Consider the following 23528-nt stretch of genomic DNA (forward strand, 5'->3'; position numbering starts at 1 on the left):
GAAGGAAATTACCAGGCGTGCTGGAAGCCATCCTTTTCGGTAAGGCGGACCTCGATATGGAAGAGATCGCTTAAGGATTGCTCTGTGAGCAGGGCCTTGCGGGAACCGTCAGCCAAAATACTGCCGTCCTTCATCATCAGGATGCGATCGATCTCGGGAATGATGTCGGAGACCTGGTGTGTGATAAGCAGGATTCCAGTTCCCTGCTGCGCGAGCCTGCGCATCAGGTTGCGGAGTTCCTGCTGGGCCGCGAGGTCGAGCGCGTTGGATGGCTCATCGAGCAGAAGCATCTGCGAGGAGGCGACTAACGCTCGACCGATCATGATGCGTCTCTGCTGTCCGGCGGACATGTGGCCGACGAGCTTGTCGCGGAGGGGTTCGGCGTCGATCAGGGCCAGGATTTCGTCGGCGCGCGCGCGCATCGCGTCGGTCACCGTGAGGTTAGGCCAGAGGGTCGAGCTCGAGAAGAAGCCGGTGAGGACGGCGTCGCGGCCCGTGGTCGTCAGGGTCTGCTTTCCGGGCAGCTCGGCGGAGACGACGCCGAGGCGCTTCTTGAGCTCGGTGAGATCCCAGCGCTCGCGGCCGAAGATGCTGACCTGCGTTTCGGGCCGAACGATGGGATAGCACTCGCAGGTAATGGTCTTGATGAGAGTCGATTTGCCGCAGCCGTTGGGGCCGAGGATGGCGATGTGTTCTCCAGCGTTGACGGAGAGATTGATATCGTGAAGGACGACGTTTTCACCGCGGGCTACGTTTACGTGCGACAGCTTCAGGAAGGGCTCGGATGCTTGCGACTCCATCTCCCAAGAATAGCGCGTTCGCGTAACCTGTCTGGTTGTTATACGTCGAATGAATGACGGTATCAGTTCGACTGCGGAGGACAAATGATCTTCGATCGATCGAACAGCGATGAGAAGATTGCCTACGCGCTGCTGCGTGCAGTTGCAGGAGTCAACCTGCTGATGCATGGCGTCAGCCGCCTGCTTGCGGGTCCGCAGGGATTCGCGATGCATCTCACGACGCAGTTCGCCCGCTCGCCTTTGCCTGAGTGGATGGTGCGCGGGTTTGGAACAGTGCTGCCTTCGATCGAAGGCGTGATCGGTTTGCTTCTGCTGATCGGCCTGAAGACTCGATGGGCTTTGATCGCGGCTTCTCTGCTAATGCTGGTGCTAACCGTCGGGACCGCGCTGGTGCAGGACTGGGCGGTTACGGGAACCCAGTTGATGTACGCGCTGGTGTTCTCGGTGCTGCTGTTTTTGCGTCGGTATAACTCGTGGTCGTTGGACGGATGCATGAACAAGGCTTGAGCGTTTATTTTGCCTCCGGCTCTGCTTACATGCATTGGAAAAGCGTTCGAGCTTCGCTCGAAGGATTCCACGTTAGCGACGATGAGACTGTTATTCTCTCCGTCCGAGGAAACTCTGCGGCGCACAGGGCGAAATACAGGGATTCCTCGGCTCGCTGCGCTCGCTCGGAATGACGGTTGAAGGCTAATGAGCTTTGCCTCAGCTACAGTCCTTTGAGGACGGAGCCGATGACGCCTCCTATGACGCCGGATTCGGTGTTCTGCTCGACGCGTTCGACCTTCATGTATTCCTGAAGCTGGTGGGCGAGGCGCTGGATGGGCAGGGTCTGGAGCCAGACGCGGCCGGGACCGGTGAGCGCGGCGAGGAAGATTCCATCGCCCCCGAAGATCAGGTTGCGGATGCCGGGAACGCGCTGGATCTGGAAAGAGACATTGGCGTGGAAGGCTCCGACGTGCCCGGGATGGACGCGCAGGACTTCGCCCGGAGCGAGGTCTTTCACAATGACTTCTCCGGAGAGTTCTAGCCAGACGAGCCCCTGCCCGGAGACCTTCTGGAGGAGGAAGCCATCGCCGCCGAAGATTCCGGCGCCGAGAGATTGCTGGAACCCGACCCCAAGGGCGATACCTGCGGTAGCGCAGAGGAAGCCGTGCCGGTGCACCATGTATTCGTGCCCGGGCGCCACCTCTACCGGCACGATGTGACCGGGGACGCGGGTGGCGAAGGCCACGGTTCCGGGAGCTCCATAGGCACGGTACTCGGTCATGAAGAGGGTGCCCCCGCCGGCGACGCGCTTGAGTACACCGAGGAGGCCACCGCCGCCGGCGTGCTGGGTGTGGGTGGTCATCTGGATGGATTGGCTCATCCAGGAGAGCTCGCCCGCCTCGGAGATGACGGCGTCGTTGTGGTCGAGCGCGAATTCCAGGACAGGCATGGTGGTGCCGACGATTCGATGCTGCATGATTTCTCCCGTGCTTTTCGGTGAGGGTTCCGGGGTACCCCTACCAAAAGCGTGCAAAATCTTCTATCAACACATCTTAGGTCCGGACCACCTTCAATGGATGGTCCCTTTCTTTCTCGCCTGTAGCTCAGAGATGGCGGCACGTCTGATGTTAAGCGAGAAAGCCCGGCTCATGGCCGGGCTTTATTCTTCTGATTTAAGGGTATCAGGGGTGTCAAGAAAATCTGTGGAAATCGCTGGTTACAGCCACGGAAGCGGCCGTTTTTGACCTGACTAGCTGATTTGCGCGCATGGGTAGCTATCGACACATTCTGTGGCGGGGCCCAGGTGCAAAACCGCAGGTCCTTCGACTTCGCCTCTCGCGATGAGGCTGCGAGAGGCTCCGCTCAGGATGGCAGTCTTTTTTCATCCATGATGACGGTTTTGTTTCATCCAGTAAGTTACTTACGCTCCATCCACATTACTTACACTCCACCCACATGGAGATACCGTAGAAAGCGTCTCAGTAAAGGGAGACCACGATGGATCTTGTGGAGTCCAGGACAAGATTTGGCAGGAAGATGGCTAACAGTGCCGGGCTTGCGGAAGACAGCGTGATTGCCAGGGTGTTTGCCACGACCCCACGCGAAGCGTATTTGGGAGCGCCACCGTGGCGGATCTTTGGCCGCGACGGCGAAGGCACGCTGATCGACGATCCGGCACTGTTGTACCAGGATGTGCTGGTTCAGATAAAGAGCGAGGCAGCGATCAACAATGGCCAGCCAAGCCTGCACGCGTTGTGCCTTGCCGCGTTGCGCGTGAAGCCCTGTGAGGTGGTGGTGCATGTTGGAGCCGGGATGGGCTACTACACCTCGATGCTGGCGCAGTTAACCGGAGATGAGGGCCGGGTGGAGGCCTACGAGATCGAGGACGATCTTGCCGCCAGCGCGACCACGAACCTGAGCGGGATGCCGTGGGTGGAGATGCATTCGGGTTCGGGAACGATAGGCCCACTGCCGATGTGCGATGCGCTCTATGTGAATGCAGGAGCCACGCACCCGCTGGATCTTTGGCTGGACGCGCTATGTCCTGGCGGCAGGCTGCTGTTTCCCCTGACTCCCGATGAAGGGTATGGAGGGATGCTTCTCGTTACACGGCTGCGCGAGGGATACGCCGCGAGATTTTTATGCGGAGCCAGGTTCGTAGGATGCGTTGGCGCGAGGGATGAAGCGATGGCGCAGAAGCTGGCTTTCTGCTTCGGCAGAGGCCATGCGGGAGAGGTACGGTCGCTGCGCCGGAATGATTCGCCGGATTCGAGCGCATGGTGTGCCGGGACGAGGTGGTGGTTATCGAGGAGGGACGCTCCATAAGCAGAAACGCTAAGACATTGCCACGGGTTTTGTGGCTGGAGGACATCGGGCGTTTTTTCGAAGATAATTCCCTTGCACGCAAAAAGGAGCTTTTTGGATGATCTCGCGAAGAAAATTTCTTGGCAGCGCTTCCGCCGCCGCAGCTTATGCAGCCTGGGGAGGTACCGCCTCGTATGCCACACCACTTAACCTTCCGCTGGGCATTCAGCTCTATTCGGTCCGGGAACAGCTGGCAAAGAACTATGAGGCAACGCTTGTGGAGGTAGCCAGCGCCGGTTTTACCGAGGTGGAGGCTGCAGGCTTCTATAAGAAGAGCGCGGCAGAGGTAAAGCAGGCGATGCAGAAGGCGAAGCTGCACTGCGTAAGCTCGCACCATCCGTTTGGCGACCTTCGCAAGAACTTTGACGAGATTCTTGCCTTCAACAAGGAGCTGGGCGTTAGCTACATGATCTGCTCAAGCCCTGGTCCTAAAGACCCTACGCCGGGACCGAACGGCAAGCAGAAGGCGATGACTCTGGACGACTGGAAGTGGATTTCGGGTCAGTTCAATGAACTGGGCGAAAAGACCAAGGCCGCGGGAATCATCTTTGGTTATCACAACCACGTTCACGAGTTCGACAAGCTGGACGGCGGGGTTCCCTATGCTGAGCTGCTGAAGCTTACCGACCCCGCGAAGGTGACACTGGAGCTGGATTGCGGCTGGGCGGTGGTCGCGGGCCATAACCCCGTCGATCTGATGCGCGATCATCCAAATCGTTTTTCGCTGCTGCATGTGAAGGACTTCAAGCTGAAGCAGGTGGAAGCAGGCGAGCCGAAGGTAACGGAGCTGGGGATGGGCGATATCGACTACCGTCCCATCTTTGCCCAGGCGGCGAAGACGCAGAAGATCCGGCACATCTTCGTCGAGCAGGAGGCCTTCGATATGCCTTACATGGAATCGTTGAAGACCGACGCGAATTACATCAAGAACCTGAAGGTGTAAGGCGGGTCCTTCGACCACTTTCTTTGACTCCGCTCAGGATGACACTTCCTGAGCGGAGCCCAAGGTTTTGCGGATAGAATATGGCCGCTTAGGCGACGTCGCGCCAGTCGAGGATGACCTTGCCGGAGTTTCCGGAACGCATGGCGTCGAAGCCCTGCTCGTAGTCGCGCCAGTTGAGGCGGTGGGTTATGACGCCGGAGATATCGAGGCCGCTCTGGAGCATGACGGTCATCTTGTACCAGGTCTCGTACATCTCGCGCCCGTAGATACCGCGGATGGTGAGTTGGTTGAAGACAACCTGATTCCAGTCGATGGAGATGTCTTCGGACGGGATGCCGAGCATGGCGATCTTCGCACCGTGGCTCATGTTGGTGAGCATCTCGCGGAAGGCGGCGGGGTTGCCAGACATCTCGAGGCCGACGTCGAAGCCTTCGTGCATGTGGAGCTTCTGCTGAATCTCTTTTAGCGGCGTGGCTCGGGGATCCACGGCTAATGTGACGCCGACTTTGGTGGCCAGGTCGCGGCGGTATTGGTTCGGATCGGAGATGACAACGTAGCGGGCTCCGGCGTGACGGGCTACAGCAGCGGCCATGATGCCGATAGGACCGGCTCCAGTAACAAGGACGTCTTCGCCCAGGACAGGAAAGGCGAGCGCGGTGTGGACGGCGTTGCCGAGAGGGTCGAAGATGGCGGCGATCTCATGCTTGATGCCGGGGGCGTGCTGCCAGATGTTGGACATGGGCACAACGACGTATTCGGCGAAGGCTCCGTCGCGATTGACGCCCACGCCGAGGGTGTGGGCGCAGAGATGGCGGCGACCGGCGAGGCAGTTGCGGCAACGGCCACAGACGACGTGTCCTTCGCCGCTGACGAGCTGGCCTATCGCAAGATCGGTGACGTTGGAGCCGAACGCGACGACTTCGCCGACGAACTCATGGCCGATGACGAGACCTTCGCGGATGGTTGAGCGAGCCCAGGCGTCCCAGTCGTAGATGTGGAGGTCGGTTCCGCAGATTCCGGTGTAGAGGACACGAATTTTGACATCGTTGATACCGATTTCGGGTTCAGGGACGTCTTCAAGCCAGAGGCCGCGTTCACTGCGGCTTTTTACGAGTGCCTTCACGAGAGAGTGCCTTTCCGGGTGCGCACACAGACGCGTGGACTCGCGGACAGCTTAGAGCTGCGGCGCAACCGATTGCGAGGCCACGGCTTTATTCTAAATGTCGTGTTGGTCTGACCGGGCCCTGGATCCGTATAGAGCATTTGACATAGGTGCGATTCGGGCGGGGCGGTATACGATTGTCGCAACGCTGCACAGCCTGGAACCATTGCTTGAGGAGTTGTCGACAGCGATGATCTGAGGGGCCTGGAACGAGGAGGACGACGACGATGAGTATGCGCTGGAGCCGAAGAGAGTTTGTGCAGTGGGTGGGATATTCTTCGTTGAGTTCAGCCGCGATGGGTTCTTCCCTGCTTTCGTCCGAGGGCGATCGCAGCGCAGCCGCGTTTGCGTATGTTGCCTCCAGGGACGGTGAGGACGAGGGAGTTCACGCCTATGCCATGCGAGGGCGCCGCTGGGAGAGGCTGCAAACAGTCAAGAGCAACAAGCCAGTCGCGCTGGCGCTGGCACCGAATCAGCGTTTTCTATACGCCGTAAATGAAGTGGATTCTCATAGGAGCCTGCCTGCAGGAACGATTGAAGCGTTTGCGGTTGGACACGATGGGAGGCTTACTTCCCTGAACCGGCGTGAGCTTGCGCTTTCGGCCACGATGCCCCGGCACGCGGCAGTGACTCCTGACGGGCGACACCTCGTGGTTGCGGTGCGCGGCGGCGGAGCTTACAACGTACTACCCATCGGCGAAGACGGAAGCCTGGGAAGGGTTTCGGGAATGCTGAAGGAGGTTGGTGTCGAGCATCGCGGCCCGACTGGAAGAGCGCAGCCCCAGATGATCGCCTTCGACAAGATGGGTCAGGTTGTAAGCGTGGACGGAGGAGCCGATCGATTGAATGTGCTCTCCGCTGGCGAGGACGGAATCTCTGCGCGCGCGAGAACAGGACTTCGTGCGGGGTGTAATCCCTCACAGGTGACGGTGCACCCTGCGGGAGGAAGGCTTTTCGTGATGCAGGACGAGGCCATCTCGTGTCACAGGTACGATGCGGCCTCGGGATCTGTGTCGGAGCCGCTGCAGCACATCCCCATCGCCAGAGTCGCCGAAGGACCGGCAACGATGGCGATCCATCCTGCTGGACGATTTCTTTATGCCTGCCAGCTTGGCAACGGAGTAGCGGCCTGGAATCTCTCTTCCGGGTTGGTTGAATCTTATCGTCCCTTAGGTACGCAGGTTGAAGAGATGGGTGAACTGCATATGATTGAGATAGCACCCGACGGCAGAAGCCTTATGGGAATGAACCCCAGCCGTGGGTTGATTCAAGTCGCAGAGCTTGATCCTGCTACCGGCAGACTGCGTGCGGGGAAGATTGTTGCGCGTCTGGATTCGCCAAGCGGCTTCGCCGTGCTCTACAGTTAGCCTGGTTCTTTTTGAGATGAGGAGACGGAAAAGAGAATGTTGAGGATGTCAAGACGTGGGTTCCTTCAGAGTTCTTCGGCAGCGGTTCTCGCAACACATCCATTGGCTTCGTTTTCGCAATCGGCGAAGGAAAACCATTTGTTTATAGGAACCCAGACAACAAACGGCAGCAAAGGAATCTACGCCTACAGCTTCAACTCCGCTACCGGTGAGCTGACCCAGACGGGACTTGCGGTCGAGGCGGACAGTCCTACCTACCTTGCACTGTCGCCGAATAAGAAGATCTTGTTCGCCGCGAATGAACTGGATGAGTATGAAGGGAAAAAGAGCGGTGCGGTTTCGAGCTTCGCGGTGGACCGCGGCGCCGCAAAGCTGACTAAGATTAGCGAAGTGTCCGCGGGTGGTCCAGGAACCTGCCATGTGAGCGTGGATCATACGGGACGGTGCGCGTTTGTGGCGAACTACGGAGGCGGCAGCGCAGCTTCCTTCGCCGTGAATGAGGCGGGCAAGCTGAGCAACGCTGTCTCCTTCTTCCAGTACAGCGGACACGGACCCAAGCCGCAACAGGTCGGGCCCAGGGGACATCGCGTCACCGTATCGCCAGACAATAAATTTCTATTCGTAAACGATCTTGGCTTGGATGAGATTCACGTCTACCATCTGGATGCTTCGACGGCAAAGCTGACGGCACAGGATCCTCCAGCTTGGAAGGCGCTGCCAGGATCGGGACCGCGTGCCTTGCAGTTTCACCCGAACGGCAAGTGGGCTTACTGCGTCAACGAGGTGGGCTCCTCTGTGAATGTACTGGACTGGAACGCGCAGAAGGGCGTATTCACGACCGCGCAACTCATCTCGACGTTGCCGGAGGGCCACACGGGGCCGTCGGCTCCTTCGGAGATTGCGATCGATAAAGCGGGGCGCTTTGTGTATGTCGCCAACCGGCTCGACGATTTCATGGTTTCATTTTCAATCTCTCCGAGCGACGGAAAGTTGACGCTGATGGAGAGAACGTCGTGCGGAGGCAAAACACCTCGGCATATCGCACTGGATCCTACCGAGAAGTGGCTGTTGGTAGCGAACCAGGAGACGGATAATATTTCGGTCTTCGCGCGGGATGTGAAGACGGGAAAGCTTGCCAATGAGGGCAAGAGCTTCCCAATATCGCGTCCGCAGTGCGTTTTGTTTGTCTGAGAGCTTGTCCGATCTAAGGTGATTTGTAGCGAGAACAGACAACGGCAAGAACAAAGTCTAATACAGGGATCTCTCCACTCCGCCACGCGATGAAACTGCGCGGCTCCGGTCGAGATGACGAGGGAATTGAAGGTAAGACAAAGGGCGCTCAGAATATCTGAGCGCCCTTTATTTATGAGTTATGCGAATTAGTGGCGATTGTTGTCGGCAGGAGTGGGCTTTGTGCCGTGCATGTCCGGTCCCCTGGGGGCAAAGGTCGTCCAGCGTGAATCATACTTTTCGTACTTGCCGGGAGCGTCACCGTATTTGCGGGCTTCGATGCCGTTGAGGTCATAGACGATTTTGCCGTCTTTGATGGTCAGCTCGTCAACGAGCTTTTTGGTTCCATCGACGCGGACGTTGTCCATGTCAGTGAAACCGAAGTGACCTTCCTCGAGACGAAGTACGGCGACATCGGCCACAGAGCCTACGGAGAGGTTCCCGAGCCCTTCGCGCTTGATTTCGTGAGCGGGGTGAGAGGTCATCTCAGCGACAACCTGCTGGAGAGAAAGGCCGATCGCCATCATCTTGCTGGCGACGTTGAGCTCATCCTTGGTGGCGCTGTTCATGCTGCCGATGTGGAGATCGGTCGAGAGAGAGTCAGGAATGAACCCGTCTTTGACCATGGGAACGGCAAGCGAGAACCTGAAGCTGCCGCCGCCGGTACCGGCGTCGAAGAAGATGCCGCGCCTACGGCCATCGATGAAGGCCTTGCTGGGGCCCTTGGTAGTGGCATCCTGCTCATGGCGCAGGCCGGAGTACATGTGGGTATAGATGTCGCCGGGACGCAGTTTCTTGTTGAGCAGGTCGTAGAGCGGGCGGCTCTCAGGATGATCGACACCGAAGTCAACCATGACGAAGATGTTGGCCTTCGTGCCTGCAATGACAGCCTGCTCGACCGGCTTCCACTCGGGACCGGCAAAGTGTGCTGTTTTGATTCCAACGATGGTGTCAGGATGTTTGAGGGCCATCTCTGCGGTGGCCTCGCCGTCCATGTCGTTGAGGTTCTGCTCGTACTTGTCACCGCGCATGCCTGAGCCGACGATATTGAGCATGGCGAGCACGCGGGTCTTCGAACGATCGATGATGCGCTGCTTGAAGTCCTCGAAGTTCTTATAGCCGGAGCAGCCTGCATCGACGACGGTGGTGACTCCATTACGGAAGGTAAAGCCATCGGGCGGGAGGCTGTTGTCACCAGCATAGGAACCACGCTCGCCGGTTCCGGCATAGACGTGAACGTGAATGTCGATGAGGCCAGGGGTTACATAGAGCCCATGGACATCGATTGCCTTGAGAGCATCGGAGGCCGCGATGTGGGGAGCGACTTTTGCGATCTTGCCGTCCTTGATGGCGACGTCCATCACCGAGTCGACGTGGTTCTTGTCGTCGATGACGTGGCCATTCTGAAGGATGAGATCGTAGGCGAGGCTTGGTGCCTGAGCGAATGCATGGACGGAGGCAGCTGCGAGCGACAGCCCCGCACAACAGGAGGCGATGGATCGCGTAACTCTGGAAAGCGAATGATTCATGAATCTCCTCGATTTTCGAACAGTGTTGCTTCGGGTTCGACGGGATCTTCCACTTCCAACAAGAAAGAGAAGGTCCCAATTATGCCGCATGTTTGTAACTCTCGGAAAGAAGTCAGGCCTTCGGCGCCGCACTGAAGATCTCTACCAGGCGGTCGGCGATGTACTTGTCTTCTCCGTCCTTGAGCTGCCATACCGCAAAGCCGAATGTCGTCGGGTCCTGTTGACGATGGTGGTGCTCCGGCGGATTCGCAGGTGCGTCAGGATTGCGTCCGCGCATACCGGCCGCGTCGGCGTTCAGGCTGCCGATACCGACGGGCTTGGTCTCCGCCAGCTGGTGCATGACTTCCTGCGAGGTGATGTTCACCTTGGACGGATCGATCTTCCAGCTGTAGTGCGGCGTCACGTTGCCCAGCGCCTGCGGGTTAAACTCACGCGGCTGGGCGGCTACGCCGAACTTCGCGATGGCCTTGGAGATTACGGCAGCGCGCTCGTCGTAGCTCTTGACCACGGCTTCGTAGTCCTGCTCGACGAACATCTCAAGGGCCTTCAGCGCGGCGAAGATCTGTTCTTTGCCTACCTTGCTGGAGCGGCCGATGCGATCTTCCTGTGGGCTCATATTCATTTGCGCCCAGCGAATCAGCTTCTCCTTCCCAATCAGGAAGCCGGTCGACTGCGGACCGCAGATGTCCTTGCCGCCGGAGAAGGCGACGAAGTCCCATCCCTGCGCGGGATACTCCCACAGGCGCTCCTTCGGAGGAACGTCGGCCGAGGCGTCGTTGAAGGTGTAGATGTTGGCCTTGGTAGCGATCTCAATCATCTCCGGTCCGCTCACCTTGCCCATGTCGGACTGGATGTTGATGTAGTGCATCGCCAGCGTCTTTGGGTTGATGGCGTTGATCATCTGATCCTTCGTTTCCACCTCGATGAGCTTAACGCCCGTCTGCCGAACCTGGTGGTCGAAGTTATTGCGATGCGCTTTCTGGATGATGACCTCGGTCTTAGGGAAGCCGGTGAGGTCGGGGCAGGCCTTCATACGCGGCTCGAGGTCCTCCGTGAGCATGCCTGCGTAGGCGACGACCGTGCCAGCAGCCACGCCGCCGGTCACCAGACCGGTGTAGCCGGGAGGCGTCTTGCAGAGCTTCTCGATGTATTTGCCCGCCGCTACTTCGAGGTCGTTGATCATCACGAAGTGCTGGTTGCCCTGGCGCATGAGTTCCATCACTTCGGGCTTCATGACAGAGCCGCCGATGACTGTGACGGTACCGACGATGTTGACCAGGGGCGTCACGCCAAGTTCCTTATAGACATCGCCCGTCGATCCCAGGCCGCTCTTAATCGGAACGATCGCGTGACCGTCGACGCCGTGTTTTTCGTCTTTTTCCTTCTTCTCGGCAACAGCCGCGCGCGGTGCAAACAGGCTGCCCGTTGCAGCACCAAGTACAGACAAGAAAGAGCGACGATTCCAACCGGACTTCAAGATCATGTGTAACTCCTATCCATTTACTACTAGTTCGACGAAGGTGATGGCGGATTGACAACCATGGCGCTGCCGACAACCTCGATCAGAGAGTCACCGGGGATCCATTCGAGAGCCATGCAGGAACGCGATGGCGCTTTTCCGGGACTGAAGTATGTTCCATATATTTTATTCAACGCCTGATAGCGGGCCTGATAGGCGTCGAACTTCGCCTTTCCGGTGGGCATGGGAACTCCATCTGCGAGAGGAAGGCAGAAGAAGACCTGCATATTCATAATGCTATCCATCGTGCAGCCGGCGCTCTCGACCGATTTTTTGAGCGCATCCATGGTGCGGGTGACGTGCTTTTCGAAGGGGTCCGTCACGGTGACGTGGTCGTCTTTGGGATAGCCGTCGTTGGATCCAGTGCCGGAGAAGTAGTAGATACCGTTGTGCGTGTGGTTTCCACGAGGGCGGGGCCCTGCTGGCGGTACGGCAGGGGCAGTCACAGCAGGAGTCTGCTGGGCCAGGAGTTTTGGCGCACCGGTAACGATTGCCGCCAGGGCTGTTATCTTTCCAAAGAAGGTGCGTCGAGAGCTGATCTCCATTACGTTTTCTCCTGAGCGTTCTTTGTAGAGCCTGTTACTACTGGCGCTTTACTTCAGCCTTCCGAGAACTGACCCGTCGGGAAGGCCGCCTTCCTCATTTAGAGAGTTATCGCATTGAGCGATCCTCTCCGCACCCAGGAGAATATGGGATTGCCAAATACGATGACAATCCGTGTAAGTCTTGTTCTGAGATGTGGTCGAATCATAAGTTCCGCCGAATAGGGTTGACTACAGGCAAATGACATATTTTCTTTCTAGGACTTATGACCTATTTGACGAGAAGCTGCTCCTCCAGGGAGGGTTCGGTGAGAAGCGGGCGTTCCGGGTGAACGGTCAACCAGCAGATCGCTCCAATGACGGCAAGAACGGAAGCGATTGCAAACGAGGTTGTCCAGCCATAGCGTTGCGCGACCCATGGAGTGAGCGACGCGGTGACTGCGCCGCCGAGCTGGCCCCCGGTGTTTACCATGCTCGAGAAGACACCTGAGCTTCCTCCTGCGATATCGACGGAGACCGACCAGAAGGAGCTCTGCGAAAGATAGAGGGCTCCGGCGCCACCTGCGAGAATCAGTCCGGCGAGCTGTGGGCTGTGGACCTGGGAACCAAGCACAAGAAAGACCGCAGTGAGAATGAGAGCTACTGAAGCCAGCCAGCATCGACCGACGCGGAGTCCATACCTGGCTGTGAGGCGATCGCTCAGAACGCCTCCAAGCAGACAGAAGATTGTCATGGAGAGGAATGGCAGCATGGCATAACGGGCACTCGATTTCAGGTCAAAGCCGCGAACCTGGGCCATGTAGAGAAAGAACCAGCTGAAGAAGATCCACGCCACATATCCGAAGCTGAAGTATCCGACCATCAGCGCGGGAAGATCTTTGCGATGGAAGATTGCTCGCCATGAGATCTTCGTTCCCGAGGATTTATCTGCTACCGGTGGTTGAGGAGGAGCCGCGGGGGATCCGAAAGACAGGCCATCGCGAATCTCAACCAGCTCCTGTGCCGTCATGCCCGGGTATTCTTCGGGAGTGTCACGCGAGAAGCGCCACCAAATTGCACCCACGATGAAGCCGACCACAGCACTGAACCAGAAAGCTGCACGCCATCCATGATGGGTGATGAGCCACGTGAGCATGGGAGGGGTAAGACCGCTTCCCGCTCCGACCCCGGCGAAGATCAGGCCATTGATGAAGCCTCTCTCCTGCAATGGCACCCAGCGCGCGACGAACTGGTTTGCCGCGGGATAGATTACCGACTCCCCAGCGCCGAGGATGAAGCGAATTCCGATCAGGAGGACAACCGCATAAGGAATTCCCGTGGGCAGAAGCGCGGTGAGTACCGTCGCTACTCCCCAGGACATGACTCCTAACGTGAGCACGCGGCGTGGTCCAAAGCGCGCCGACAACCAGCCAGCAGGAAGTTGAAAGCCTGCGTAGCCGATCAGAAATGCGCTGAAGATCCAGCCCAGGCGCTGATTTCCAAGACCATATTCCGTACTGATCTGGAGGCCTGCAATGGAGATGTTTGTGCGGTCAAGAAAAGCAACTCCGCTTAACACAAACAGCCAAAAAGCCAGAAAATACCGCACTCGCATCCAACGTTCCAACATCCTTTACCTCTCGCGACAGTTCAATTTGCCGCGTTCTGCTTCCTAAAATTGTTGTGCATGTGGTCACGCACATCCATCTTGTCTCGTCCTTTTCAGAGTTCTAATGGCCGGCCGCGACTAAGCCTGCAGGGCTGCGGAGGCGGAAGTTCGTCCAATGGGACGAGAGCTTTGGGTCACTTGAAGCGGGCTCATTCCACATATCCATGGAGATACCGTTCAGGTCATAGACAATCTTTCCCGACCGAACGGTGAGCTGGCAGACGAGCTTGGTATCTCCCATCAGCTTGGTGTTCACCATGTCGGTGAAGCCGAACTTGCCGTGATCTTCGCTCAACACCGCGACATCTGCAGGCGAACCTACGGAGAGGTTTCCAAGCTGCGGCTGCCGAATCTCCTGCGCCGGGTTCCAGGTGACTTCCTGAATGACGGTCTGAAGGCTCTGTCCCATCGCGAGAAACTTGTCGGCAACATTGAGAAGATCCTTTGTCGCTGAGTTCATGCTGTCGATGTGAAGGTCGGTCGAGAGAGAGTCTGGAGGGAATCCATCCTTCAACAAAGGAATCGCCACCGACCAGCCAAAGCTTGCGCCGCCTGTGCCAGCGTCGAAGTAGATTCCGCGCTTACGGCCGATCAGCATCGCTGCGCTGGCTTTGAGGGTTGTGGGATCCTGCTCTCCGCGATGGCCCGAAAAGGCATGGGTATAGATATCGCCCTTGCGAAGGTGAGTCGCCAAAAGGTCATAGAGAGGTCGTTCGGGGCGGCGGGAGCCGTAGTCGATCATGACCGGGATATTGGCGATATTGCCTGCCTTTACCGCCTGATCGTAGGGCTTCCATTCTGGTCCTGTGAAATGTGCGCTCTTTACTCCCACAACGATGCCTGGATACTTGAGGGCCATCTGACCGGTGGCCTCGCCATCCATGTCGTTAAGGTTCTGCTCGATTCCATTGGGACGCATGCCCCCGCCTACGATATTCAACATGGCGAGCACGCGGGTCTCGGAGCGGTCGATAACATGCTCTTTGAAGTCCGGGAAGTTTCTCCATCCGGAGCTTCCTGCATCTACGGCGGTGGTGACACCATTGCGAAACGTGAAGCCATCAGGCCAGATGGAGTTGTCGCCCGCGTAGGAGTTCTTCTCTCCTGTCGTAGCGTACATGTGCATGTGGATGTCGATGAGCCCAGGCGTTACATAGTACCCGGTAGCATCGATGGTCTTGGCGGCATCTTTCGGGTTGAGATTGTCACCAACCGCAGCGATCTTGCCGTCTTTGATCGCAACATCGGTGACCCTGTCGATGTGATTCTTCGCGTCGATCACGTGCCCTTTGGTCAGAAGGAGGTCATACGGCAGAGGATTTGGGGCATCCACGATGCCCCGGCGTGGAGCCGCCGGCTGCCCCTGTGAAGTTGAAGACATCTCGTGTTGCGCCTGAGAGATTCCTGTGAAAACTACGAAGTTGCACAGGACCGAATAGAGCAACAGAGAGCGCTTCCCAAACCTCATCATCTACCTCGCAATATTTCCCGGCTGGAAAATCGATTGATCTTCATTATTTTCGAACTAAAAGCCGGGGACGTCATCGGTCCTGTGGTTCAGCATCAAAGTAGGCCAAATAGCCTATGTTCACGCGCGGACAGCGTTCCACTTCGCCTCGCCGTACTCGCCCATGTTGACCGTGCCGGACATATTGCCTCCGCTCACCGTTCCCTTGAAGTTGCAATGCAGTGGGTTTCCGGCAACGGGCATAATGCTGTGGAGTTCGATCTGATCGCCTTGAACCGCGCCTGTGAAGGTCGCGTTGTAGATCTCGCCGTGATGCTCGCCGGTGACGTCAGTTCCCTTTTGCTCGAGAAGGAACTTCTGTTCGCCCGTACCGCGAAGGTACTGGATGGTTACAGCCCAGCTTCCCTGCACGGCGGCCGTAGATGCTGTGGATACAGGCGGGTTCTGATAAGTGCCGGGCTTGGTAAGCGCCTCATAGAGGGCGTCGGCGATGATTTTTTCCTCACCCGCTTCGAGCATGTAGGAGGTAACGCTGATGGAGCTCTGCATCATGTCAGGGCGTCGGCCCTGAGGTCCTGCAAGAACGATGCGAGGGGTTCCGGCATCGAGATGAGCCGCCAACTCCGTGCCGGTGATGCCTACCTTTTCAGCATCCCAATGAATACGAACGTTGGGGCATCGATTGGAGAGATCTTCAGGGGCGGGAATGATCTCGGCCGTCAGAGAAGGGATACCCTTGAGACGGTTTGCGATGTACTGCATCCAGCTGGTCCACTGTGCCTGCTCTGCTGCGTGATCGCGCTTATACCACTGACGAACCGCCGCCAGCAGTCCCATGGCCTCTTCCTTGCTGCACTTGAGCGCGCGACCGTAACAATGGTGTGGTGCCGCCTGATAGTAGGCCGTTTTGCAAAGATCCTTTTTACCGATCATCATGCCGGCAGATTGCGGTCCGCGCATGCACTTACCGCCGGAGTATCCTACAAGCGAAGCGCCCGCAGCGATATGGATATTGGGGTTATTGGGCTCTTCAGCGGCGGCATCCACGAAGATAGGGATGTTCTTTTCATTCGCCATGGCACAAAGAACGCTAATGCTCATTGGGCCGGAGGTGGATTCGGGGCCGGAGAGGATGTATACCATTGCGGTCCGATCGGAGAGCTTGGAACGAAACTCTTCCGGCGAGTCAACTTCAACGATCTCGGCTCCGCACATGCGGACTCCGATGTCGTATGGGTTGCGTGAGTGCTTGGGGATGATGACCTGATTTTTTCTTTTGGTGTAAGGAAGGGCCTGACAAAGCTCAACATCTGTTCCAGCGATACAGGCAATGGTGGCGAGACAGATCGCAGCGGCGCAGCCTGTGGTCGCAATGCCCCACTCCGCTCCCGTCAACTGACCGAGCTGGGCTCCGATTCCATTCATCATCTCGTCGAGATGCACAAAGTAGAAGGAGGCATCGTACATGGCCTGCTTTACTTCGGGCAGTGAACATGAGCCGCTGATGATGGTGAAGGTGCCGCGCCCGTTGATCATGGGCCGGACCCCGATACGGGTAAACAGGTTGTCGCGGAGGTCGCCGTCTTTTACAAGCGTCGGCTTCGAATGAGGATGATCCGCAAGCCCCGCAGCACCGGCGGCAAGAGGAGAGGCCGCAGAAGCGGCTCCGAGCGCGGAAAGGATTCCTGACTGCTTGAGAATCTCTCGGCGAGACCATTGACCGTTGCGAAGTGGCGACATGATTCAACTCTCCTTGAGCCTGGAGTTATAGAACGAGAATGATGATGAAGGGGGATTGCGATGGGCGACGCGGAAGAGGCATCGAACCCATCGCAATTGACAACGCTGGCCTAGATATAGGCGATCATGTCAATCTCGACCAGGGAATTGCCGGGAATTCCCGCTGCCGGCGACACGGTGGTTCTGACCGGAGGTATACTTCCCCACTTTGCGGTGGCGTAGACCTTGTTCATCGCGTCGTAGTCCTTGAGGTCATTGAGATAGACATTGACCTTCAGCACTTTTTCCATCGAAGAACCGGCGCTCTCCAGCTTCTTGGACAACTCATCCAAAACATGCTGAGTATGCTGCTCGATGGTGCCCTCGAAGTGGGCTCCAACCCCGGCAAGAAACAGCATGTTGCCGTAGGAGACTGCTCCTGAAAACAAGGGTGCCTTACCGTTTGCAGGCTTCGCTGGCTGGGCGGGGTACGACTTCTTCTCAAGCTTTCCGGTAACCTGCGCCGAGGCGTTCTTCGTTACCATCGCTCCGCCGGTGGCTACGACTGCGGCCTTTGCCGCGTTCTTCAGAAGACCCCTTCTTGACTGTTGCTCCATGATTGTTACTCCTCCTGTGCTTGAAACTCACTGTTTGGTTTATGGAAAGACTAAGCCTTGCCTTGCTTGAGAACTGCGCGGATCTGACGGCCGACGATCTCCGGCTCACCGGGCAGAAGCATCCAGGTTCCGACTACAAGTGCGTTAGGGCATGCGGGCATGCCGTTATTTGCCTTGGCGTTTCCGGTTGCGGGGTTGAGTTCGATGGTAGGGTCCAGCGAACGGAGACGCTGTTGCACCTCTGCCGGAGTAACGCCGACAACCGAGGGATCATACGTCAGAATCAGATGAGGAACATGATTGGCAACGTCCGGCGTAAAGAGACTTGTCTTCATCGTGGGGACATCTTTCACGATTTGTCTGATGATGTCGGCGCGGCGGGTGAACTCTTTTTCCATGTTCGCGTCTGACTGTTCAAGAAGCCAATCTACCGCGGCAACCATGCCTACGATCTGTTCCTTCGCGACCTTCATTCCGCGGCCGACGCCTTCGTTGGGATTGTTGTTCTCATGCGCGAGATCGGTGAGATGTTTCTTTCCTAAGAGCAAGCCAGCATTTTGAGGTCCGCGGATTCCTTTGCCTCCGGAGAAGCAGACCAGATCGAATCCCATGCCGGTGTACTTCCACAGATTGGAGATAGGCGGCATATCGGCTGCGGCATCGATGTGGCAGGGAACGTTATGCTCGTGCGCCACCTGCAGCCACTGCTCGTGACCGATCTCTCCTTTCTCGGCTGCGTTGAAGAAGTTGGTCATGATCGTCTTTTCATTGAAGGCACGCTTGTAATCTTCAAGCGTCTCTACCTCCACGATCTTTGCGCCGCAGAGGAAGATGGCATGATCGTAGCCATAACGATGCGCCTTCTGGACGATGACTTCGTTCTTCATGGAATCGACATTCTGGGGGATGTCTTCCGGCTTCGCGTTGCTATTCGCTGAAACGATGCAAGCGGCGGTAGCCAGGGTGAGGGCGGAGGACGCGCCACAGGTGACCACGGCTCCTTCGCAGCGCAGCTTCTGCGCCACGTACTCGCCTGCACGAACCTGCAGCTCCTTCAGATGTACAGGATGCTTTGCAGCTTCAGCGACGGCACTTTGCACCTGAGGAGGCATGACAGCGGCTGTATACATGGTGTAAGTACCTGCCGCGTTGATCATCTTTTTCACGCCCAGCTTGGAGTAGTAATCCGTCGAAGCAGGAGCGTGAGACGATGACGGTGAGGCCAATGCTTCGGCGGAGCCGACCAGCGGCGCTACGCCAAGCATCCCCAACATTGACTGTGACCATTGCAGAAAATTACGTCGCGTAAGAACGCCGGAATCAGGCCCGGTGGGCATCAAGAACCTTCCTTTCCTTTACGGCTCCAGATGGAGATTTAATGATAAATAGAAGCGATCACCATCTGACTCTAATAGAAGCCGGTTGTCATAGGGCAAGAGACGAAGAGGAAGCTATGGCAAATGCCATAGGAACCTCTTTCACTTCCCTTTTAGCGATAAACCTATTTGAACAAGTACTTTACTCCAAGTTGCAACTCGCAGCTGGTGTGCTTTTCGAAAGTACTGGATTCATGGCTGATGCAGCGATTCGCGAGCCTTCCTGCTTGCCGGTACAGAAATAAAACCAGCGATACAGAAACAATGATTCGATTGCCTCTGCATCGCTGCGCGTTTGGAAAGACCTACATGTTTGATTCTGGCTGAAACTTGGTAAATCACTGCTCAGATTCTTCCGAATTGCTTGACTGCTTCTACGATTGAGTGAAACTTCTCGATATAGGGATACATCGAGTGCTCACTGTTATCCAGCTTCTGAGCTAGAACAAGGATCTCTGCGGCGTGCTCGCGAGGAACTACGACGACGCCATCCTGATCCGCCACGATAATGTCTTTGGGATTGACCTTGACGCCATCGCAGTCAATTGGGATATTCACGCCGCCAAATTTGTAATGTCCTACTGAAGTGGAGGGGACCGGACCAAGAGCATAGACGGGGAAACCTATCTTCTTCAACTGCGGAAGATCGCGGACGCCTCCATCCACGACTGCGCCAACGAAGCCACGAGAAAACATCGCCGTTCCCATGAGTCCGCCCATGCCGGCGATATCGGCCCCGTCATCCACCTTCATCACGTAGACAGAGCCGGGACCACCGGAATCAATCGCGCTCAACATTCCCGAGAGCGCGTTGGGATCATGATTCTCTTCTTTGACGAGCTTGACTGTCAGAGCTGTACCCGCAAATTTTGCGGGAAAGATGGACTGCATGCGGTGTGACATATAGGTCTTCACGTGAAGGCTCTGCTCAATCGCATCCGAGACGGAGGCTGCTTCGACGTGCCGATAGGCTTCCAGCATTCCTGCAGGATCAGCCGCATAGTCCGCGGCGGTCTTGGCAGCGTCCGCGCGCACGATATGGGTAACGGTAAGGACGGCTGTGCAGACGACTACGACAGTGGCGGCAGTACGAAAGCGGCGAAACAAAGAAGATGAAGGCATGGAACTCATTTTCACTCCCCGGAGACCAAAGACATACTACTTGAAGTTTATAAGACGAGAAAAAGCCGCCGGATCGAGATCCGGCGGCTTTGGTTTTGAAGAGCTAGAAGTTGATCTTGCCAACGAGCTGCAGGACGCGTGGATCGGTCTGCGTACTGGTAATAGTGCCAAAGGCACTTGTTCCGAGTTGTGGGTTACCCGTGTTGTTCGGGTTGCTCGGATTCGCATGGTTGAAGAGGTTGAAGACTTCTGCACGTAACTGGAAAGTCAGGCGCTCGTAGATGGGGAAGTTCTTGAACATCGAGAAGTTCACCAACTCGCGTCCAGCCCCATACTGGTCGTTGCGATGAAGATTACCAAAAGTAAACTGAGCCGGAATTGCAAAAGCCGACGCATCGATACAACTTGCGCCAGTACCATTGCGAACAACAAAACCAGCTGAGCAGGTGTTCGTTCCGGTTTTGACAAAGTTCGGACGCTGCACACCTCTGGGACCGACGTTAGCGTTATCCCCTGCAAGGGCGACGTTGAAGGGCATGCCCGTCTGCAGGAACACGATGGCGTTAGCCTGCCATCCACCAGCAATAGCACGGAAGGCATAGCCACGATTCGCGAAAGTGGGCAGTTCATAGAGGATGGTTCCTACGAAACGGTGACGGATGTCCCAGTTTGAGTTTCCGTAATCTGCCCTCAGGTTGTTCTGAATCATGGGTGTACCGCCGCCATTTGCATCGTTGGAGGTATCCATGTTGTGCGACCAGGTGTACGACAGGTTCATGCTGAGGCCATGGCTCGTGCGTTGACGAAGGATCGCCGTCAGACCGTTATAGGTGGAGAAACCGCCGTTGGCTATTTGACGAATCTCGCCAAAGCGTTGGTTGGGACGCCGTGAATTTACGTCGCTTCCCGGTCCAGGCAAGGGCTGGTTGGGGTAGAGGGAGTAGTCGAGATGAACTGACTTCGAACCGAGGTACTGTAATTCGAAGGCTGCGTCTCTCCACAGCTCAACGCCGGTGCCAACATTCCACTGGTACATTCGAGGCGTTGGTAGCTTGACCGGATCTGTAAAGACGGATGTATAGCACCCGATCGTTCCTGGTATACAGGAAACAGGAGCACTGCTGCCACCGCTGGGATTGGTAAAGGTATTAGTGGAGAAAAATGGATCTGCACTATAGGCAGTAGAGTTTGCGAGCGGATAGTTTCCGCTTGCCAGAGTGAAGGCATTGAGGTGGTTCGGGTTGTAATAGATTCCGCCGCCTCCGCGAACGACGATCTTGTCCGTCGCGCGGTACGCAAAGCCAAGACGTGGCGCCCACAGATTATTGTTCGGGCCCGTGAACTTGAAGCCCGGTGTTGGTGTAAATGTGGCACCGTTTGTAGCATTGGTGGATGGAATCAGCGCCGTGAAATCGGAATTCAGAATACGGGCATATCCGTTGAGCGAGTAGGGGATGGTCGGCTGTTCGTAGCGGATTCCATAGAGAAGCGTCAGCTTCTGAGATACCTGCCAGTTATCTTGAACAAAGTAGCCATTACGCCAGCTTCCGACAGAACCTTTAACCTGGAAGGTTGGCGTTGCGACGCTTGAGGCACGACCAACAACGAAGTCGGCAAAGGCGTTCTGGGGTGTGGTATTGGTGCAGGGAGGAAGCGGTTTGCCCGGATTAGGATTCGTAGTAGGAACAACACATTGGCTCGTATACTCGCCGTTGAAGGTAAAGTTTCCGCGAGGATCGTTCTGCGCTGCGCGACCGATGGTCATGCGGCGGATGTCCGCTCCGGCCATGATGTTGTGCTTGCCTTTGGTCCAGGAGATCTGATCGTACCCGTGCAAGGTGCGGTCGTCCTGCTTCCAATTGGTACCGGCGGAACCAAGACCGGCATAACCCGGAATAACAACCGTCGGAATACCGGGATTGTTGTTGTCCACGTCTGCCGTAAATCCAGGAATTCCAAGCTGGGATCCTGCGTCTGTGAGACCGTTCTGGGCAAACTGGTTATTGACATCGCTTGTGAGGACGTTGAATCCGAAGCGGAAGTCATTGATGAAGTTCGGCGTGATGATGTGGGTGTAACCGACAACGCCATTGCGATCCATCGTTGGGGAATAGGTGCTGGAAGTCGGAACGGGGCTTCCGCTTTCGAATGTCAGCTTCTGCCAGAGGAAGCGGCCGAAGAGACGTACATTCTGGCCTATGTTGTGATCAACGCGGTCCAAAGTCTGGTTTTGTACTAAGTTCAATGGAAGGGCTTGATTGAAGTTATTTGTAATCCCTGGGCCAGTCGGCAATGGGTAATACTGCATCAACTTACCGGCGATCGAAGACACCGGCAGCTGGTTGTTCACATAGGGCGTGGTGCGGTTGGTCGGATCGTAGAGCTGGGTGGCTGGCAGCAGCTCCGAGAAATCTCCATTGCGCATCCGCAGTGTCGGAACCGTCGTGATGTTATTGGTGAGGGTAGTCGTATACGACCTGAGCCCCTCGTACGACCCCATGAAGAATGTCTTGTCGCGGCCATTGTAGAGAAACGGAATTACAACCGGGCCACTGAGAACACCGCCAAACTGGTTGAAGCGCATCTTGGGAGTACGGGAGCCTACAGTAGCAAGCCATGGCTTCGCATTGAAGAAGTCGTTCTGAATGTAGTCATAGGCGGTGCCGTGCAGCAGGTTTGTTCCAGACTTGGTATCTGAGTTGATGTGGATGCCCATATAAGCACCGTACTGAGCGGTGTAGTTACCGCTTTGCACCTGAACCGCCGAGATGGCGTCCGGGTTCGGCGTCACCGGGGAATTCGAGATCAACGAGTTCATGATCGTGATTCCGTCCAGTGTCAGCGAGTTAGTGACCTCACGGGTACCCGCGCCGATGTAGTTTGCCCCTGGCGGCACGCCACTGAAAGAGGTCTTCGGCCCCTGGATAACGTTCGACGAGGTTGTCGCCAGATCCATGACGCGGCGTGTGTTGATAGGAAGATTTGTTACCTGAGGTGTGCTGAGTGTATCGCCGATCAGCGCATCGTCAGTGGAGAGTGCCGGGGTTGCGGCCGAGACCGTAATCTCCGATGCTTCGGAGCCTACGCTGAGAGAAAAGTCGGTTCGGGCCGCCATGTTGAGCTGCACAACCACGCCTGAGGCAGTGGTCTTCCGAAAACCAGTCTTTTCAACGGTGATATCGTAAGTACCCGGCGCGACAAACGGGATGGAGTAATACCCCTCGCCGTTGGTATCGCCTGTATAGGAGACCTTTGTATCGCGGTTCAAGCCCACTACGTGAGCACCTGCGATGACTCCGGAGGTTGGGTCGGCAACTGTTCCCACCAACGTTGTATTATTTGCGACCTGGGCCATGAGGGCCAATGGAGCGGCCAATAGAGCGAAACAACAGAATAATGCTCTCTTCACAATGAACTCCTATTATCCGGATAACGGTTGTACCGTTGATATCTGCGAACAGTCCGGCATCGATGTTTGTGCCGGATCTTAATGATCGAGTGAAATCATTCCACTCTGGTTCCGGAAAGCTGTCATCAGGCAGTTGACGTGTCCGTCATTAAGGCGAATGACCTATGCATTAATAGATGCTGTTTCTTCGGAGCATGGAATTCCTACCGATCGCTGAACGGCTA

Annotated in this window: 18 protein-coding genes; 5 read left to right on the forward strand and 13 right to left on the reverse strand. The window is 56.6% G+C overall.

Annotation, left to right across the window (positions count from 1 at the left end):
• Positions 1–8 precede the first annotated feature (8 nt).
• Positions 9–800: an ABC transporter ATP-binding protein gene (locus AC5S26_RS10235; protein WP_494184792.1), complete on the reverse strand. Its 792-nt coding sequence runs from the start codon at positions 798–800 to the stop codon at positions 9–11.
• An 84-nt stretch (positions 801–884) separates the two neighbouring features.
• On the opposite strand from AC5S26_RS10235, the gene AC5S26_RS10240 reads away from it, so the two are divergent.
• Positions 885–1307: a MauE/DoxX family redox-associated membrane protein gene (locus tag AC5S26_RS10240; protein ID WP_494184793.1), complete on the forward strand. Its 423-nt coding sequence runs from the start codon at positions 885–887 to the stop codon at positions 1305–1307.
• Between the two features lie 202 nt (positions 1308–1509).
• Here AC5S26_RS10240 and AC5S26_RS10245 read toward each other — a convergent pair whose 3' ends face one another.
• On the reverse strand, positions 1510–2265 hold the full coding sequence (locus AC5S26_RS10245; RefSeq protein ID WP_494184794.1) for a TIGR00266 family protein: 756 nt from the start codon (positions 2263–2265) through the stop codon (positions 1510–1512).
• A 560-nt stretch (positions 2266–2825) separates the two neighbouring features.
• On the opposite strand from AC5S26_RS10245, the gene AC5S26_RS10250 reads away from it, so the two are divergent.
• Positions 2826–3614 (forward strand): protein-L-isoaspartate O-methyltransferase family protein, encoded by a 789-nt coding sequence (locus AC5S26_RS10250; protein ID WP_494184795.1) that lies wholly within the window; start codon positions 2826–2828, stop codon positions 3612–3614.
• Positions 3615–3711: 97 nt separating this feature from the next.
• Positions 3712–4596 (forward strand): sugar phosphate isomerase/epimerase family protein, encoded by an 885-nt coding sequence (locus AC5S26_RS10255; protein ID WP_494184796.1) that lies wholly within the window; start codon positions 3712–3714, stop codon positions 4594–4596.
• An 88-nt stretch (positions 4597–4684) separates the two neighbouring features.
• Here AC5S26_RS10255 and tdh read toward each other — a convergent pair whose 3' ends face one another.
• Positions 4685–5719 carry an L-threonine 3-dehydrogenase gene (gene tdh / locus AC5S26_RS10260; protein WP_494184797.1) on the reverse strand — a complete coding sequence of 345 codons (1035 nt, stop codon included), beginning with the start codon at positions 5717–5719 and terminating at the stop codon, positions 4685–4687.
• 266 nt (positions 5720–5985) lie between these two features.
• Between tdh and AC5S26_RS10265 the strand changes: the two genes are divergently transcribed.
• A complete protein-coding gene (locus tag AC5S26_RS10265) occupies positions 5986–7125 on the forward strand; it encodes a lactonase family protein (protein WP_494184798.1) in 1140 nt (379 codons plus the stop codon).
• Positions 7126–7170: 45 nt separating this feature from the next.
• A complete protein-coding gene (locus AC5S26_RS10270) occupies positions 7171–8316 on the forward strand; it encodes a lactonase family protein (protein WP_494184799.1) in 1146 nt (381 codons plus the stop codon).
• Between the two features lie 188 nt (positions 8317–8504).
• On the opposite strand, the gene AC5S26_RS10275 is transcribed toward AC5S26_RS10270, so the two are convergent.
• From AC5S26_RS10275 to AC5S26_RS10320, 10 genes are all read right to left on the reverse strand, one after another.
• Positions 8505–9884: an amidohydrolase/deacetylase family metallohydrolase gene (locus tag AC5S26_RS10275; RefSeq protein WP_494184800.1), complete on the reverse strand. Its 1380-nt coding sequence runs from the start codon at positions 9882–9884 to the stop codon at positions 8505–8507.
• A gap of 112 nt (positions 9885–9996) precedes the next feature.
• Entirely contained in the window at positions 9997–11367 is a 1371-nt protein-coding gene (locus AC5S26_RS10280) for an aminotransferase class V-fold PLP-dependent enzyme (protein WP_494184801.1), read from the reverse strand.
• Positions 11368–11390: 23 nt separating this feature from the next.
• Positions 11391–11948, reverse strand: a complete 558-nt coding sequence (locus AC5S26_RS10285) for a RidA family protein (RefSeq protein ID WP_494184802.1) — start codon at positions 11946–11948, stop codon at positions 11391–11393.
• Between the two features lie 268 nt (positions 11949–12216).
• The gene (locus AC5S26_RS10290) at positions 12217–13554 is read right to left on the reverse strand and encodes an MFS transporter (protein ID WP_494184803.1); all 1338 of its coding nucleotides are present in this window, start codon (positions 13552–13554) and stop codon (positions 12217–12219) included.
• A gap of 100 nt (positions 13555–13654) precedes the next feature.
• Positions 13655–14974, reverse strand: coding sequence for an amidohydrolase/deacetylase family metallohydrolase (locus AC5S26_RS10295; RefSeq protein ID WP_494184804.1), 1320 nt, complete (start codon positions 14972–14974; stop codon positions 13655–13657).
• A gap of 207 nt (positions 14975–15181) precedes the next feature.
• Positions 15182–16801: a Cys/Met metabolism pyridoxal-phosphate-dependent protein gene (locus AC5S26_RS10300; RefSeq protein WP_494184805.1), complete on the reverse strand. Its 1620-nt coding sequence runs from the start codon at positions 16799–16801 to the stop codon at positions 15182–15184.
• A 110-nt stretch (positions 16802–16911) separates the two neighbouring features.
• Positions 16912–17397: a RidA family protein gene (locus AC5S26_RS10305; protein WP_494184806.1), complete on the reverse strand. Its 486-nt coding sequence runs from the start codon at positions 17395–17397 to the stop codon at positions 16912–16914.
• Positions 17398–17447: 50 nt separating this feature from the next.
• Positions 17448–18734 (reverse strand): selenocysteine synthase, encoded by a 1287-nt coding sequence (locus AC5S26_RS10310; protein ID WP_494184807.1) that lies wholly within the window; start codon positions 18732–18734, stop codon positions 17448–17450.
• Between the two features lie 384 nt (positions 18735–19118).
• A complete protein-coding gene (locus AC5S26_RS10315; RefSeq protein WP_494184808.1) occupies positions 19119–19895 on the reverse strand; it encodes an RraA family protein in 777 nt (258 codons plus the stop codon).
• A gap of 103 nt (positions 19896–19998) precedes the next feature.
• Positions 19999–23304, reverse strand: a complete 3306-nt coding sequence (locus AC5S26_RS10320; protein ID WP_494184809.1) for a TonB-dependent receptor — start codon at positions 23302–23304, stop codon at positions 19999–20001.
• Positions 23305–23528 lie beyond the last annotated feature (224 nt).

The sequence above is a fragment of the Edaphobacter sp. FHG110511_03 genome (assembly GCF_059115365.1).